The organism is Bradyrhizobium sp. URHA0013 (genome assembly GCF_000518345.1).
In the GTDB taxonomy this organism is placed as follows: domain Bacteria; phylum Pseudomonadota; class Alphaproteobacteria; order Rhizobiales; family Xanthobacteraceae; genus Bradyrhizobium.
Window position 1 is genome coordinate 117,596 of record NZ_KI912427.1, and the last position, 14,284, is coordinate 131,879.

Genomic DNA, 14,284 nt, shown 5'->3' on the forward strand with positions numbered 1-14,284 from the left:
CCGCAGAATGAAGTGATCAGCCATGACAAGCATCAAACCCGCCATCGCCGCCCTCGTCACCATCGGGCTGCTTGCCGCGCCGTTCGCGGCTGAAGCCAAAAAGCACCGGTCAATCCGATCTTACAGCACCGGCGTGGTGGCTCCGAATTATGGGAGCGCCGGATCGTTGGCAGCACAGCCCAGAGCCTACGGGTCGAGCGGACAGTCGGTCGGGACGGTCACGGCGCCATCGGTCGGTACGTATAATTGGCCGTCCGTCGGCGTGACCAACGCAGTCCCGACCTGGAACAACACCAACCCGCCCATCCGATAGGCGCGCCTGTCCGGCGAGCCAATGCCGGTCACCCTGCGCCGGTCGCGAGGCCAGAGAAGATCAAGCGCAACCAGCAATGATCATGGCGGTGGACCAGGCATTTCGGATCGTTCAGGGACAGCGCAGCCCGATCCTAAATTCCCCGACCGACCTGTTGGCCGATCACGCAGCGCCATCCGGCGAGGCGCTCGGCTGGATGCTGGTTCATCCATTCGGCGAGCTGTGGCGCACCCATCAGGCACGACTGCATCGAGACGTCGGCGAAGTCGGATGTGGTGACGGTTTGCTCATGACAGTTCGCTGGAGAGGCGAGGTTGCAGAGCACGGCAATGATCTTGATCACGCGAGGTTTCCTCCGTCGCTGCGACGCGCGGAGGCTCCGCTCGATCGTTCGCCTACCGGATCAGCCGGCGGGAAGATGCTGTCGTAGATCGCGCGCGCTTCCTGGATGAGGCGAATGCGCTCGCGCTCGGATTTCGAGACAAACTCAATAACCTGGCCCATGTCGGCTCCAATAGATCCTCAATCCATCATCACATGATGGAAATCATTTCATGCGGATGTGGGGTGCCGGCTTCGGCTTTGCAGCCGTGCGGGCGGTCACGAGGGATAAAAAGCCCGTGAGTATTCCGTTCCTGAAGTGGAACGGGATACCTTCAGCGATGTGCCGTTTCACGACGCATCTGTTCGGCCGGGATCGCTTCGCAGCTTCGTGATGACGTGTTGAGCTCTGCGGTGTGAGGGCATTGCGGCACATTTTCTCGCGCGCGGAGTTGTAAGATCACTCAGTGCACGTGCGCCTGACGAACGGCATTGCGATTGAGAGACCGCCCGAAAGGATCAGCCATGACAACAACGAAACGCTCCATTGCTGCACTCATTGCTCTCGGATTGGCCGCAGCGCCACTCGCTGTCAACGCACAGACGTCGGCGACAGGTACACCAGGCAGCACGAGCGGACGCACCGGAGCGCCGGTACAGCAAGGAACTATCGGAAGTTCCGGGCAGACCGTCGGCACCGTGACGGCGCCGTCGGTCGGAACGTCCAACCAGCCCTCCGTCGGCGTAACAAACTCAGTCCCCACCTGGAACAACACGAATCCTCGAACGAAGTAGAAATCGGGATCAGCTGACTCACGCCGCCGGCGCGCGATGCTTCCGTCCCGGCACCGCCGCGAGCAGTTCGCGCGTATAGACATGCTCGGGCGCGGCGAAGAGCTGCGCGGTCGGCTTCAGCTCGACGATGAGGCCGCGCTGCATCACGGCGATGCGGTCACAGATCTGGGCGGCAACGCGTAGATCGTGGGTGATGAACAGCATCGAGAGGCCGAGGCGGGCCTTGAGGTCTTCGAGCAGCCTCAGGACCTGCGCCTGCACGGAGACGTCGAGCGCCGAGACGGCCTCATCCGCGACGATGATCTCGGGCTCGAGCGCGAGCGCGCGCGCGATGCCGATGCGCTGGCGCTGGCCGCCGGAGAATTCATGCGGATAGCGCTCGAGCGCGCCGGCATCGAGGCCGACCATCTTGAGGAGATCGCGGGCGCGGTCGAACGCGACTTTCGGATCGGTCCCGGCCGCGATCGGGCCGTCGGCGATGATATGACCGACCTTGCGGCGCGGATTGAGCGAAGCGAACGGATCCTGGAAGATCATCTGGATGCGATGGCGCTCGGCGCGTAGCGCCTTGCCCGCGAGCTTTGTGAGATCGGTCTCGCCGATCCGCACGGTGCCGCGATCAGCCTCGATCAGCCGCATCACAAGCCGGGCCACCGACGATTTTCCGGAACCGGATTCGCCGACCAGGCCGAGCGTCTCGCCCTTGAGAATCGTGAAGTTGACTTCGCGCGCGGCATCGACGCGGCGGTCCTCGCGAAACCAGCCGCCCGAGGTGACGTAGGTCTTGTCCAGTCCGATCACCTCGACCGCCTTGGCCTGGTCGTCGAGGGCGCTGCGGGCGGGCGGGTCCATCGAGGGCACGGCGGCGAGCAGCGCCTTGGTGTAGTCGTGCTGCGGCGCGTTGAAGACGGCCGAGGCGGGGCCTTCCTCGACCACCTTGCCGTGGCGCAACACGACGACCTGGTCGGCGATGTCGGCGACCACGCCGAAATCATGGGTGATGAACATCACCGCCATGTTGCGATTGCGCTGGAGGTTGCGGATCAGTTTCAGGATCTGCGCTTGCGTGGTGACGTCGAGCGCGGTTGTCGGCTCGTCCGCGACCAGCACCGCCGGTTCGAGCGCGAGCGCCATCGCGATCATGGCGCGCTGGCGCTGGCCGCCGGAGAGCTGGTGCGGATAGGCGCGCACGATGCGCTCGGGATCGGGGAGGCCGACCTCGCGCGCCAGCGACAGCGCCTTGGCGCGCCGTTCCCTCGGTGTGAGCAGCCCGTGCGCCTCGAACATCTCCGCCATTTGGTTGCCGATCCGCATCAACGGATTGAGCGCGGTCATCGGCTCCTGAAAGATCATCGCGAGCCGGCGGCCGCGCAGATCGCGCCAGCCGTCGCCGTCGAGCTTGAGCAGGTCGCGGCCTTCGAACTGGATCTCGCCGGAGGTGACGGTGACCGTGTCAGGCAACAGGCCCATCAGCGCATGCGCGCACATCGATTTGCCGGAGCCGGATTCGCCGACGACGCACACGATCTTGCCGGGCCGCAGATCGAGCGAGACGCCGTCGACCGCGAATGGCCGTTCCGCGCCTTTGGGCAATGCGATCCGCAAGTTCTTGATGGAGACGGCGGGCGGTGCGGTCATGATCAGCGGCCCTCCCGGGACAGCCGCGGATTGAGCGCGTCGTTGAGGCCTTCGCCAATCAAATTGAGCCCGAGCACCGAGATCAGGATCGCGACGCCGGGAAACACGGTGATCCACCAGGCCTGGCGGATCACGGTACGGCCGGCACCGACCATGTAGCCCCAGGAGATCAGATTGGGATCGCCGAGGCCGAGGAACGCCAGCGAGGATTCCAGCAGGATCGCGGTCGCCACCATCAGCGAGGCCAGCACGATCACCGGCGACAACGTGTTCGGCAGGATTTCGCGCAGGATGATCCAGGTGTTGCTCTGGCCCGTGACCACCGCGGCCTGGACGTACTCCCGCGTGCGCAACGACAGCACCTCGCCGCGGACGAGGCGCGCGACCGGCGGCCAGCTTACCAGCGCGATCGAGGCGACGATCGAATAGATCGAGGGCTGCAGGATCGCGACCAGCACGATCGCGAGCGCAAAGCTCGGAATGGTCTGGAAGAACTCGGTGAAGCGCATCAGGGCGTCGTCGACCCTGCCGCCGAAATAGCCGGCCATGGCGCCGATGGGAACGCCGACGACCAGCGCCACCAGCGTAGAGACCATGCCGACGAGCAGCGAGACGCGTGCGCCAAAGATCATTCCCGCGAACACGTCGCGACCGAGCGCGTCGGTGCCGAGCGGCACGGTCGCGAGCGTGAACGGCGGCAGGAACGGCCGCTGCACCATGCGCCAGGGTGAGTTCGGGAACAGCATCGGACCAAACAACGCGACCGAGATCGCAAGGAGCAGGATGATGAGCCCGATCACGCCGCTCGGGCTCCTCAGCATCGATTTCCAGAACTGTTTCATGTGGTGAATTCGATGCGCGGGTCGACCAGGCGATAGACCAGGTCGGTGATGAGGTTGAAGATCAGGACCATGGCGGAGCAGATCACGAAGACGCCGAGCAGCAGATTGTAGTCGCGCTGGAGCAGGGCGTCGTACATCAGGCGTCCAATGCCGGGCCAGGCGAACACGGTCTCGGTGATGACGGCGCCGCCGATCAGGGTGCCGGAGTGGACGCCGGCGAGCGTCACGACGGGGAGCAGCGCGTTGCGCAGGACGTGGCGACGCTGGATCACGGCATCGGAGAGGCCTTTGGCGCGCGCGGTCTTGACGAAGTCGAGACGCTTCACCTCCAGCATCGAGGCGCGCGTCATGCGGGTGTAGGTCGCCATGAAGAACAAGCCGAGCGTCATCGCCGGCATGATCAGGTGCTTTGCCACATCGACGGCATGAGCGAAGCCGGTGAAGTTGGCGCCGACGGTCTCGTAGCCGAAGCTCGGCAGCCAATCCATGGTGACCGAAAACAGCAGGATGCTCATGAGCGCCACCCAGAAGATCGGCATTGCGTAGAATATCAGGGCAAAGACGGTGATCGCGGTGTCGAGAAAGGTTCCGGCAAAGCGCGCGGCGAAGGTGCCGAAGAGAATGCCGAGTACGAGCGAGATCGCAAACGCCGTCAGCGTCAGCAGCAATGTCGCGGGCAGTCGTTCGCCGATCAGCTTCGCGACCGGTGCCTGCTGGCGGAACGAGAAGCCGAGGTCGAGGGTAGCAATGCCCTTGACGTAGATGAAGAGCTGCTCAGGCAGCGGCTTGTCCAGGCCGAACTTCTCCCTGAGCTGCTGGACGAAGATCTGGTCGCTCGCCCCGGCCTCGCCCGCCATCACGACGGCGGGATCGCCGGGCGCGAGCCGGATCAGGAAGAAATTGAGGACGACGATCGCAAGCAGGACGATCACGCCCTTCGCAATACGCTGAGCGACAAAGGAGAGCATCTAGAGGATCATATCGGTGATGTGACCTGGAGCGACAGAGATGGAGCGATCACCTCTCCCCGCGAGCGGGGAGAGGTGACGGAGGCAGCCCTCACTTGTCCAGCCATGCGTCCTTGAAGCCGTCATTGACGCCGATGCCGGTCGTGATCAGGTTCTTGACCTTGCAGCGCATGATGGTCGGGAATTGCAACTCGAGCATCCAGGCCACCGGCACGTCCTCGACCAGGATCTTCTGCGCCTTCTCGTAGATCTCCTTGCGCTTGGAGTCGGGCGTCGCCACCGCGCCGTCGGCGAACAGCTTGTCGATTTCCGGGTTGGAGTAACCCTCGACGTTGTTGAACACCTGGCCCTTGGCGATGGCGCTGGAGACGTAGTTGCGACCGACGCCGAGGGCCGGATCGCCGTACTGGTAGAGATAGGTGAAGGCAATGTCGTAGTCCCAGTCGCCGATCTTCTGGTTGCCGCCGGCGACGTCAGTGGCGATGGTCTCGATGTTCATGCCGACGTCCTGGAGGTTCTGCTTCACGGCTTCACCCCAGCGCTGCCAGGTCTCGCCATAGGCGAGCGGCAGAAGGCGGATCTTCTCGCCCTTGTAGCCGGCTTCCTTCAGCAGCGCCTTGGCCTTGGCGGGATCGTAAGGGTATTTCGGCACGTCGTCGGTGTAGTATTTGATGGTCGAGGCCGACGGGCCGGTTGCGACCTTGCCGAGCCCGTTCCAGATCACGTCCTTGGCGAAGTCGCGGTCGATCGCAAACATCACCGCCTGCCGCACCCGCTTGTCGGCGAGCGGACCCTGGCGATTGTTGAGCCACAGCCAGGCCAGCGGCGAGAAGAACTCCCAGCCGGCGCCGGTGACGCAGGTGTCCTTCAGCTTGGACAGCCGCGGCACGTCGAAATTCTCGACCGAGCCGCCGGGCAGCACGTCGACCTTGCCGGTCTCATACGCCACCGAGCGCGCCGCGGCATCGGGAATGATCTGCCAGTAGATCTCGTCGAGATAGGGCTTGCCCTTCTCGTAATAGTTCGGGTTCTTGACCAGGCGGATGAATGAGCCCTTCTGCCATTCCTTGAACATGAAGGGGCCGGTGCCGACGGGGGCGTTGTTGTAGGGATTGGTCTTCCAGTCGGTGCCTTCATAAAGATGCTTCGGCACCATCGGCATCGAGCCGACCTCGAAGATGCCGAGGAACGGGCCGAACGGCTGCTTCAGAGTGAACACCACCGTGTAGTCGTCGGGAGCCTCGACCTTGTCGACCTGCGCCAGATTGTTGCGGGCGCGCGCGTGGGTCTGTTTCAGCATCTCGAGCGAGAACAGCACGTCGGCGGCGGTGAAGGGCTTGCCGTCATGCCACGTCACGCCCTTCCTGAGCTTGAATGTGTAGGTTTTTGCGTCCTCGCTGACACTCCAGCTCTCGGCGAGCTCCGGCTGCGGTTCGAGCTTGGGGCTGTAGCGAAGCAGGCCTTCGAAAATGTTGCCCGACACCATCTGCACCGGGCCGTTCTGGACCATTGCCAGCATCAGCCCGGGCGGCTCGGGCTGAATCACGGCATTGATCGCTCCACCCGCTTTCGGCTCTTGCGCCAGTGCCGGGGCCGCGAGACCACAAGCCAGGAGGACACCAAGCAACACTCGTTTTGACATGTCGTATCTTTCTCAAGCGAGACCAGCCGCAAACGCTTCGCACGTCATGGCGCGCAAAGCTATGGCCGGCCCATCCCAGTGCCCATCCGGGATTGAGGCTCACACAGTCTCGTTCGGCGCCGCAAGATGAAAGTCTCGACAGTGTTCGCACAAAAAATGTACAGCGCGTCCTATTATGGCATTTGACGGCCAAGCCGGCGCCGCCGCGCCGCACGGCTTCAGGAGGGCCGCAGCACCCGTTGCAACTCGGCAAGCGCATCCGCGAGTTGCTCCCGGTGCGCGATGTCGTCCTTGGGGATGGCCGCGACACTGCCCGCGAGTTCGCGCAGGATTCCGGCGAGCAGGCCGAAATTGAGGTGCAGGTGCACCGATTTGCGTTCCTCCGCCGTCCCCGGATGCTGCAGCACCAGCGCAACGCCGCTGCCGTCGAGGCGAGCCTCGAACCGCGATGAATGCCCGAAGGTGCCGACATAGAACTTGTCGGGATATTCGAGCGCGATCTCTGCCTTGTCGGGAACCGGCTTGGACATGCGAGCCTCATTGATGTCAGGCTATTCTGGCCGGGAATAAACTCGGCCGCCTTGCGATAGGTCAGAGGCGGGCTCGTTCCGGATTTGATCGGGATCAAAGCCGCGCTGCCGCTTCTGCGATCTGATGGCAGGACGCGTGAAGCCCCGCGTGCCCGGTCAACTGCGAGTGCATCGGCGATGAACGTCCATTCCACCCCACCCGAAGCGGATTCAGACGATATCGCCATCTCCTTCGCGGACGAGGCGTCGGCACGTTGCGCGCAACTGCTCGGCGATGCCGGCCTCAGGCTGACGCGCCACCGTCTGGCGCTTGGTCAAATGTTGTTCCTCTGCCCCCATCGTCATGTGACAGCGGAGGGGCTTTATGAAGAAGCGACGGCCGCCAATCTGCGGCTGTCGCTTGCGACCGTCTACAACACGCTGAACCAGTTCACCGAAGCCGGCCTGTTGCGCCGGATCGCGGCCGACGGCATCAAGTCGTTCTTCGACACCGATACGTCCGTGCATCCGCATTTCTACCTCGAAGGCGAGGATGTGCTGGTCGACGTCACCGACGGCCTGACCTTCACCAGGATACCCGGGGCGCTTCCGGGCCACGAGATCGCGCGGCTCGACGTCGTCGTCCATCTGCGCCGGAAGCGCGACGCAGACCCGGCATGAGGATCGTCTAGCGCAAGCCCGCCCGCCGAAATCCTTCCAGATAGTGCTCGCGGTCGGCCTCGTTGGCCCACGGCAATTGCGTCGCGATCCAGTGCAACGAGATGTTGGGCTGGGTGCGGCGGAGCTCGCCCAGCGCCATCTCCGCAACCATGCCGTCGCCGGTCATACCGGCAGAAACCGCCAGCACGCGGTAGGCGCCGGTGAGGTCGCCGCGGTGGCGGATCGCCTCGCGCGCGAGCGCGATGGCCTCGCCATAGCGCCGCTCGGTGAAGCGGGCATAGCCGGCGATGCCATGATAGATCGCCAGGGATGGATCGCGCGGCGAGAGCCGCATTGCCCTCTGCGCTGCCTCGAATGAATCCTTCGGTCGCCCGGCATAGGACAGCGCCAGTGCGTAATAGCCCTGCGCCAGCGAGAAGTTTGGATTGAGCGCGAGCGCCTGCTCGAACTCGGACAGTGCGTCTGCAAGCCTTCGCGTCGAGAAGTAGACGCTGCCGAGCGCGGCGTGCGCCCAGGCATCCTCGTGGTCGCAGCGCACCGCGGCGAGCGCGGCGACTTCCGCCACCGGCGCCACCAGCGCAAGCTCGGCCCAGCCGAGATGCACGCCGAACATGTGGTTCGCCGCGAGCACCGACAGCGCCTGACCGTAGTTCGGGTCGATCCCGATCGCGCGTTCCAGCAGCACCCGTGCGGTCTCGTGATCCCGCCGCGTCACGCGCCAGTAATGCGATAGCGCCCGCATCAGGAGATCCCAGGCATCCAGGTTCGCGGGGGGCTTGCGATGGGCGCGAAAACTTTCCGCCGCATGAATCTGCGGCTCGATCGCCGCGGCGATCGCGTTGGTGATTTCGTCCTGCACGGCGAACACGTCGACCAGCTCGCGGTCGTAGCGTTCGGCCCAGAGATGGCTGCCGGTCGTGGCGTCGTTGAGCTGAGCCGTGATGCGCACCCGGTTGTCCGACTTGCGCACGCTGCCTTCGACGACGTAGCGGACGCCCAGTTCCTCGGCGATCTGCCGGATGTGGACCGCGCGGCCCTTGTAGGTGAAGGACGAGTTGCGGGCGATCACCATGAACCAGCGCTGCTTCGACAGCGCGGTGAGGATGTCCTCGCTGATGCCGTCGCCGAAATAGTCCTGTGCGGGATCGCCGCTCATGTTCTCGAAAGCGAGCACCGCGACCGCCGGACGGTCCGCCTGGGCGCGCGGCAGAACAGCGACGGGTTGCGCAGGCGCCGTCGCGGCTGCCACTTCTTCCCGGACTTCGCCGACGAAACGAAAGCCCTTGCGCGGAATGGTCTTGATCAGCCGCTGGCTCGCACCGTCGTCGCCGAGCGCCTTGCGCGCGGCGTTGATCCGGCTGTTCAGGGCGGAATCAGAGATGATCCGATCGCTCCAGATCTGGCTGATCAGGTCATCCTTGCTGACCACACGGGTGCGCTGCGCCACCAGATAGAGCAGGAGATCGAACACCTGCGGCTGCAACGGCACGGCGGCGCCGCTGCAGGTAAGTTCCCGCAGGTCGCCGTCGAGCACGTTGTTTTCAAAGCGAAATCGCACGTTTTTGTCGTCTCAAGCAAAAATCAAAGTCGTCTCAGGCGAAAATCAACCGTCCGCGAAAGTCTTGAGACCTCCGGTGCGGCATGGTGCAGCGACCAATGAAGTGCCGGCGTTTTGGCACAACGGAGCTGCTTATGACCCAAATTGATCATCAGGTTCATCCTATCGGCCCGGTTGCGGGCTCACGCATTTTCAAGTTCATCGCATTTCTGTACGGAATTGCGGCGTATCTCGTGTTTTTCGTCACCATTCTGTACGCCATCGGCTTCGTCATGGGGCTGGTGGTGCCGAAGACCATCGACACCGGGACCGACACGCCCGTGGCCGAGGCCGTCATCATCAATCTGCTCCTGATGGCCCTGTTTGCGGTCCAGCATAGCGTGATGGCGCGCCGGCAATTCAAGGCCTGGTGGACGCAGTACGTCCCCAAGCCGGTCGAGCGCAGCACCTATGTGCTGTTTGCGAGCCTGTCATTGCTCCTCCTGTTCTGGCAGTGGCGTCCGCTGCCCACGGTCGTATGGGACGTCGCGAACCCGGATCTTGCTGTGACGATCGTCACGCTGTCGCTGGTGGGCTGGGTCCTGGTATTCACCTCGACCTTCATCATCAATCACTTCGAGTTGTTCGGATTGCATCAGGTGACCAATCATCTCGTCGGCAAGGAGGCGTCGCCGCCGCGCTTCAAGACGCCGCTACTCTACAAGTTCGTCCGTCATCCGATCTATCTCGGCTTCATCATCGCGTTCTGGGCGGCGCCGGTCATGACCGCGGGCCATCTGCTGTTCGCCGCCGTGACCACGCTCTACATCTTCGTCGGCATCGCGCTGGAGGAGCACGACCTCATCGATCTCTTCGGCGACGAGTACCGGCAGTACAAACAACGGGTGTCGATGCTTATTCCCTGGCGCAAGTCGGTATAGCTTGCGCGTCTTCCCGTCGCGTCCCCCGAAAGGAGGACGCGCGGCGGCGCAGAGGCGCGTAACGGATCCTGCCGGACGCAACCTTCAACGTTTCTCGGGGTGAATCCCCCTCATCCCGACGCTATCAGTGCGAGCAAAGCTCGTCGCGACCCCCGCATTCGTTCTCGCCGAGTTATCGGCAAACAGGAGCGGGGAGAGGAATCTGAACAATCATCAACGGAGACGACCTAATGAAACATGTTGGAAACTGCTTCTGTGGCGCAGTCACGATCGAGGTCACGGGCGCGCCGGAGGCGATGGGCTATTGCCATTGCAGCTCGTGCCGCTCGTGGTCGGGCGGTCCGGTGAACGCCTTCAGCCTGTGGAAGCCCGAAGCCGTGCGCATCACAGAAGGTGCTCAGAATGTCGAGACCTTTGCGAAGACGCCGCTCAGCCAGCGCAAATATTGCAAGAAGTGCGGCGGCCATCTCATGACCAACCATCCGCCGCTCGGCCTGATCGACGTCTTCACCGCCACCATTCCCACCCTCGCCTTCGCGCCCGGCGTCCACGTCAACTACGCCGAGACGGTGCTGCCAATGCGCGACGGCCTGCCCAAGCTCAAGGATTTCCCGGCCGAATTCGGCGGCAGCGGCGAGATGATGCAGGAGTGATGCGCTTTCTTCTCTCCTCTCCCCGCAAGCGGGGAGAGGAGAGATTCGCTATGTCATCCCCGCGCGCCGCAATCCCTCGAGATAATGCTCGCGATCCTCGTCCCGCAGCATCGGCAGCTCGCGCGTGATCCAGGCGAGCGAGATGCCGGGTTGGGCGCGGCGCAAGCCTTCCAGGGCGGAAGCCGCGCGCGCGGGATCGCCCGACATTCCGGCGGCGGCCGTCAGCACGCGATGCGCGCCGACGAAATCGGCGCGCTGCCGCATCGACTCGCGCGCCATATGTGCGGCGCCTTCGTAATCGCGGCCGATGAACCGGGCATAGGCCGCGACGCCGCAATAGATCGCCGCGAGCGGGTCGCGCGGGCTCAGCCGCAGCGCGCGGCGCGCGGCGACATCGCCGTTCTGCCATCGTCCCGCGTAACACAGCGTCACGCCGTAGAAGGCGTGTGCCATCGCAAAATTCGGATTGAGGTTCAGCGCCAGTTCGAACTCCGCCAGCGCGTCGTCGAAGCGGCGACGGAATAGATAAGTATAAGCCAGACCATGATGAGCCCAGGCATCCTCGCGATCGGCCTCCACCGCCGCGAGCGCGGCGCGCTCGGCGACCGGCACGGTCGGGGCCATGTCGGACCAGCCCATATGCGCGCCGAAGATGTGGCTGGTCGCGAGCAGGCCGAGTGCCTTGCCATAGGCGGGATCGAGCGCGACGGCCTTTTCGAGCAGTCCCTGCGCGGCGGCATTGTCCTCGCGGGTGATGCGCCAGTAATGCGACAATGCGCGCATCACGAGGTCCCATGCATCCAGGCTTCCCGGCGGCTTCTGCTGGGCGCGAAAACTCTCGGCGGTATAGAGCTGCGGCTCGATCGCGGCGACGATCGCCTCGGTGATCTCGTCCTGCACCGCGAAGATGTCGGCAAGCTCGCGGTCGTAGCGTTCGGCCCAAAGATGGCTGCCGGTTGAGACGTCGTTGAGCTGCGCGGAGATACGCACGCGATCGCCGCTCCGCCGCACGCTGCCTTCGAGCACGTAACGCACGCCGAGCTCGCGCGCGACCTCGTTCATGTGCACCGCGCGGCCCTTGTAAACGAAGGAGGAGTTGCGCGCGATGACGAAGAACCAGCGCAGCTTCGACAGCGCGGTGATGATGTCCTCGCTGATTCCGTCGGAGAAATAATCCTGCTCGCGGTCGCCGCTCATGTTGGTGAAGGGCAGCACCGCGATCGCCGGCCGGTCCGGTAGCGGCAGCGGGGCCCGCAGGAGCTTCGCTCCGAAATCGGATTCCGGCGCGGTTGCCCCACGCTTGGTTTCGACGTCGCCGACGAAACGAAAACCCTTGCGTGAGATGGTTCGGATCAGCGCCTGGCTCGCGCCGCTGTCTCCGACCGCCTTGCGTGCCGCATTGATCCGGCTGGTCAGCGTGGATTCGGAGACGCTGCGCCCGTGCCAGATCTTGTCGATCAGCTCGTCCTTGCTGACCACCCGATCGCGGTTCTCCATGAGGTGGACAACGAGATCGAACACCTGCGGCTCCACGGCAACGGGAACCTGCTCGCGGCTCAGCTCGCGCAAGTCGGTATCGAGCAGATGATCCCGGAACAGAAACTGCACGTCGAAAACTCAGACCTCAAGGCAACATCGGGCAATGATGAAAGCAAAACGGATTTCGGCTGATGTCTGTGAGTCCGCCAAGGGGCCTGTCCGGTTCACCACGATCGCGTGATGGCAGCCATGCGATTTACGGGGAGGAATGCAACTTGGATTAGAATAAAGCCGTTTCGGCCGGATTGTCGCGATTTCGTCACGGCGTTGCGAGCAATCCATCCTGCCGCCGCGGAGCTAGCGTGGATTGCTTCGTCGCAAGGGCTCCTCGCAATGACGGTGTTCAGGCAATGGCGTGCGGCAGCTTCCCATGTTGTCCTGGCCTTCGCGACAGCATCGAATACCTGACGAATAGTGAATGTCCATTGCCGAACAGTTCCGTGTGCGTAAGCTGCCCTCACACAAAACACCAGCCACGAAGAAACGCCCATGCCCGCTTTTCATGCCTCAACCACCGTGCTCGATTCCATGCTGTTCCGCGATGCCTTCGGCACGCCGCAGATGCGGGAGGTGTTTTCCGATATCGCGACGGTCGCGCGCTATGCCGAGGTCGAGGTGGCGCTGGCGAAGGCGGAAGCGAGATGCGGGGTGATTCCGCAGGATGCCGCCGACCAGATCGCGGCGCGGACCGACGTTGCCGCGCTGGATTTCGATCAGTTGCGTCAGGAGACCGATGTCGTCGGCTATCCGATCCTGCCGCTGGTGCATCAGATGGTGAAGCAATGCGGCGATGCCGGCCGTTATGTGCATTGGGGAGCGACCACGCAGGACATCATGGACACCGCCGTGGTGCTGCAACTGCGCGCCGGGCTCGAGATCGTCGAGCAGGACATCGCCGCGCTGCGCACAATCCTCGCCGACCTCTCGAAGCGCTACCGCGACACGCCGATGGCGGGGCGCACCCATCTCCAGCAGGCGTTGCCGGTGACCTTCGGCTACAAGACCGCGATCTGGCTCGCGATGTTCGACCGCCACGCCGAGCGCATCAGTGAATTGAAGCCGCGCGTTCTAGTCGGCCAGTTCGCCGGCGCCGCCGGCACGCTGGCCTCGCTCGGCGACAAGGGGTTCGAGGTGCAGGAAGCGCTCTGCGCCGAACTGAGGCTCGGCGTTCCCGCCTCGACCTGGCACGTCGCACGCGACGGTTTTGCCGAGGCCGTCAATTTCCTGGCGCTCGTCACCGGCTCGCTCGGCAAGATCGCGCTCGACGTCATGATCATGGCCTCGACCGAATTCGCGGAGGTCTACGAGCCCTTCGTCAAGGGACGCGGTGCTTCCTCGACCATGCCTCAGAAGCGCAACCCGATCTCCTCGGAACTGATGCTTGCGGCGTCCAAGGCGGTGCGCCAGCACGCCGGCCTCATGCTGGATGCCATGGTGCAGGATTTCGAGCGCGCCACCGGGCCCTGGCACGCCGAATGGATGGCTATCCCCGAGAGTTTCGTGCTGACTGCCGGCGCGTTGCATCAGGCGAAGTTCGCGCTCGCCGGCCTCATCGTGGACGAAAGCAAGATGAACGAGAATCTCGCCGTCAGCCGCGGTCTGATCGTGGCCGAAGCCGTCATGATGGGGCTCGCGCCGCAGATCGGGCGGCAGGAGGCCCATGACGTGGTCTATGACGCCTGCCGGCTCGCCAATGAGAAAGGTCTGACATTGGCGGACGCACTGTCGTCCGATTCCCGCGTCTCCGTCAGAATCGATCGTGCCACGATCGAGGCGCTGACATTACCGAAAAATTACCTCGGCCTTGCTCCCGCCATGGTCGACCGGGTGCTGAAATCGGCAACGCGTTGAAAACCAAAATGCGCGAAACTGCGTATCTTTGGGGTGTCGCAAGGCACTCGCGCA

General features: G+C 63.8%; 16 protein-coding genes. 7 read left to right on the plus strand and 9 right to left on the minus strand.

Features of this window, described 5'->3' with window-relative positions:
* Window positions 1–22: 22 nt before the first annotated feature.
* Complete coding sequence (locus N551_RS37535; protein ID WP_081747968.1) at window positions 23–313, plus strand: hypothetical protein; 291 nt, start codon at window positions 23–25, stop codon at window positions 311–313.
* Window positions 314–446: 133 nt separating this feature from the next.
* On the opposite strand, the gene N551_RS0129975 is transcribed toward N551_RS37535, so the two are convergent.
* Both N551_RS0129975 and N551_RS39100 read right to left on the minus strand, forming a co-directional pair.
* Window positions 447–656: a hypothetical protein gene (locus N551_RS0129975; protein WP_027570060.1), complete on the minus strand. Its 210-nt coding sequence runs from the start codon at window positions 654–656 to the stop codon at window positions 447–449.
* The gene (locus N551_RS39100) at window positions 653–817 is read right to left on the minus strand and encodes a hypothetical protein (protein WP_197031214.1); all 165 of its coding nucleotides are present in this window, start codon (window positions 815–817) and stop codon (window positions 653–655) included. Before N551_RS39100 ends, N551_RS0129975 begins: the two co-directional genes overlap by 4 nt.
* Window positions 818–867: 50 nt before the next feature.
* Here N551_RS39100 and N551_RS38480 point away from each other — a divergent pair, with 50 nt between their 5' ends.
* Together N551_RS38480 and N551_RS39495 are read left to right on the plus strand one after the other, a co-directional pair.
* Entirely contained in the window at window positions 868–1,029 is a 162-nt protein-coding gene (locus N551_RS38480; RefSeq protein ID WP_155810025.1) for a hypothetical protein, read from the plus strand.
* A 130-nt stretch (window positions 1,030–1,159) separates the two neighbouring features.
* Window positions 1,160–1,429 carry a hypothetical protein gene (locus N551_RS39495; protein WP_081747969.1) on the plus strand — a complete coding sequence of 90 codons (270 nt, stop codon included), beginning with the start codon at window positions 1,160–1,162 and terminating at the stop codon, window positions 1,427–1,429.
* 18 nt (window positions 1,430–1,447) lie between these two features.
* Here N551_RS39495 and N551_RS0129985 read toward each other — a convergent pair whose 3' ends face one another.
* The 5 genes from N551_RS0129985 to N551_RS0130005 form a co-directional block, all read right to left on the minus strand.
* The gene (locus N551_RS0129985) at window positions 1,448–3,067 is read right to left on the minus strand and encodes an ABC transporter ATP-binding protein (protein WP_027570061.1); all 1,620 of its coding nucleotides are present in this window, start codon (window positions 3,065–3,067) and stop codon (window positions 1,448–1,450) included.
* 2 nt (window positions 3,068–3,069) lie between these two features.
* Window positions 3,070–3,909: an ABC transporter permease gene (locus N551_RS0129990; RefSeq protein WP_018458168.1), complete on the minus strand. Its 840-nt coding sequence runs from the start codon at window positions 3,907–3,909 to the stop codon at window positions 3,070–3,072.
* A complete protein-coding gene (locus N551_RS0129995) occupies window positions 3,906–4,877 on the minus strand; it encodes an ABC transporter permease (RefSeq protein WP_027570062.1) in 972 nt (323 codons plus the stop codon). Before N551_RS0129995 ends, N551_RS0129990 begins: the two co-directional genes overlap by 4 nt.
* 91 nt (window positions 4,878–4,968) lie before the next feature.
* Complete coding sequence (locus N551_RS0130000) at window positions 4,969–6,519, minus strand: ABC transporter substrate-binding protein (protein WP_027570063.1); 1,551 nt, start codon at window positions 6,517–6,519, stop codon at window positions 4,969–4,971.
* Between the two features lie 218 nt (window positions 6,520–6,737).
* Window positions 6,738–7,049, minus strand: coding sequence for a hypothetical protein (locus tag N551_RS0130005; RefSeq protein WP_027570064.1), 312 nt, complete (start codon window positions 7,047–7,049; stop codon window positions 6,738–6,740).
* A gap of 177 nt (window positions 7,050–7,226) precedes the next feature.
* Between N551_RS0130005 and irrA the strand changes: the two genes are divergently transcribed.
* Window positions 7,227–7,709: an iron response transcriptional regulator IrrA gene (irrA, locus tag N551_RS0130010; RefSeq protein ID WP_027570065.1), complete on the plus strand. Its 483-nt coding sequence runs from the start codon at window positions 7,227–7,229 to the stop codon at window positions 7,707–7,709.
* Between the two features lie 7 nt (window positions 7,710–7,716).
* On the opposite strand, the gene N551_RS0130015 is transcribed toward irrA, so the two are convergent.
* On the minus strand, window positions 7,717–9,267 hold the full coding sequence (locus N551_RS0130015) for a winged helix-turn-helix domain-containing tetratricopeptide repeat protein (RefSeq protein ID WP_027570066.1): 1,551 nt from the start codon (window positions 9,265–9,267) through the stop codon (window positions 7,717–7,719).
* Between the two features lie 134 nt (window positions 9,268–9,401).
* Here N551_RS0130015 and mddA point away from each other — a divergent pair, with 134 nt between their 5' ends.
* Together mddA and N551_RS0130025 are read left to right on the plus strand one after the other, a co-directional pair.
* Window positions 9,402–10,187: a methanethiol S-methyltransferase gene (mddA, locus tag N551_RS0130020; RefSeq protein ID WP_027570067.1), complete on the plus strand. Its 786-nt coding sequence runs from the start codon at window positions 9,402–9,404 to the stop codon at window positions 10,185–10,187.
* A 230-nt stretch (window positions 10,188–10,417) separates the two neighbouring features.
* Window positions 10,418–10,840, plus strand: coding sequence for a GFA family protein (locus tag N551_RS0130025; protein ID WP_027570068.1), 423 nt, complete (start codon window positions 10,418–10,420; stop codon window positions 10,838–10,840).
* A 48-nt stretch (window positions 10,841–10,888) separates the two neighbouring features.
* On the opposite strand, the gene N551_RS0130030 is transcribed toward N551_RS0130025, so the two are convergent.
* A complete protein-coding gene (locus tag N551_RS0130030; RefSeq protein WP_027570069.1) occupies window positions 10,889–12,448 on the minus strand; it encodes a winged helix-turn-helix domain-containing tetratricopeptide repeat protein in 1,560 nt (519 codons plus the stop codon).
* Between the two features lie 420 nt (window positions 12,449–12,868).
* On the opposite strand from N551_RS0130030, the gene pcaB reads away from it, so the two are divergent.
* Window positions 12,869–14,230, plus strand: coding sequence for a 3-carboxy-cis,cis-muconate cycloisomerase (gene pcaB, locus N551_RS0130035; protein ID WP_027570070.1), 1,362 nt, complete (start codon window positions 12,869–12,871; stop codon window positions 14,228–14,230).
* Window positions 14,231–14,284: the final 54 nt, after the last annotated feature.

Bases quoted from the DNA above. Each gene is read 5' to 3' on its own strand.
- N551_RS39495 (WP_081747969.1), top strand. From the start codon at position 1,160: ATGACAACAACGAAACGCTCCATTGCTGCACTCATTGCTCTCGGATTG.
- N551_RS39100 (WP_197031214.1), bottom strand. From the start codon at position 817: ATGGGCCAGGTTATTGAGTTTGTCTCGAAATCCGAGCGCGAGCGCATT.
- N551_RS0130005 (WP_027570064.1), bottom strand. From the start codon at position 7,049: ATGTCCAAGCCGGTTCCCGACAAGGCAGAGATCGCGCTCGAATATCCC.
- N551_RS0130000 (WP_027570063.1), bottom strand. From the start codon at position 6,519: ATGTCAAAACGAGTGTTGCTTGGTGTCCTCCTGGCTTGTGGTCTCGCG.
- mddA (WP_027570067.1), top strand. From the start codon at position 9,402: ATGACCCAAATTGATCATCAGGTTCATCCTATCGGCCCGGTTGCGGGC.
- N551_RS0129985 (WP_027570061.1), bottom strand. From the start codon at position 3,067: ATGACCGCACCGCCCGCCGTCTCCATCAAGAACTTGCGGATCGCATTG.
- N551_RS37535 (WP_081747968.1), top strand. From the start codon at position 23: ATGACAAGCATCAAACCCGCCATCGCCGCCCTCGTCACCATCGGGCTG.
- N551_RS0129995 (WP_027570062.1), bottom strand. From the start codon at position 4,877: ATGCTCTCCTTTGTCGCTCAGCGTATTGCGAAGGGCGTGATCGTCCTG.
- N551_RS0130025 (WP_027570068.1), top strand. From the start codon at position 10,418: ATGAAACATGTTGGAAACTGCTTCTGTGGCGCAGTCACGATCGAGGTC.
- N551_RS38480 (WP_155810025.1), top strand. From the start codon at position 868: ATGCGGATGTGGGGTGCCGGCTTCGGCTTTGCAGCCGTGCGGGCGGTC.
- irrA (WP_027570065.1), top strand. From the start codon at position 7,227: ATGAACGTCCATTCCACCCCACCCGAAGCGGATTCAGACGATATCGCC.
- pcaB (WP_027570070.1), top strand. From the start codon at position 12,869: ATGCCCGCTTTTCATGCCTCAACCACCGTGCTCGATTCCATGCTGTTC.
- N551_RS0129990 (WP_018458168.1), bottom strand. From the start codon at position 3,909: ATGAAACAGTTCTGGAAATCGATGCTGAGGAGCCCGAGCGGCGTGATC.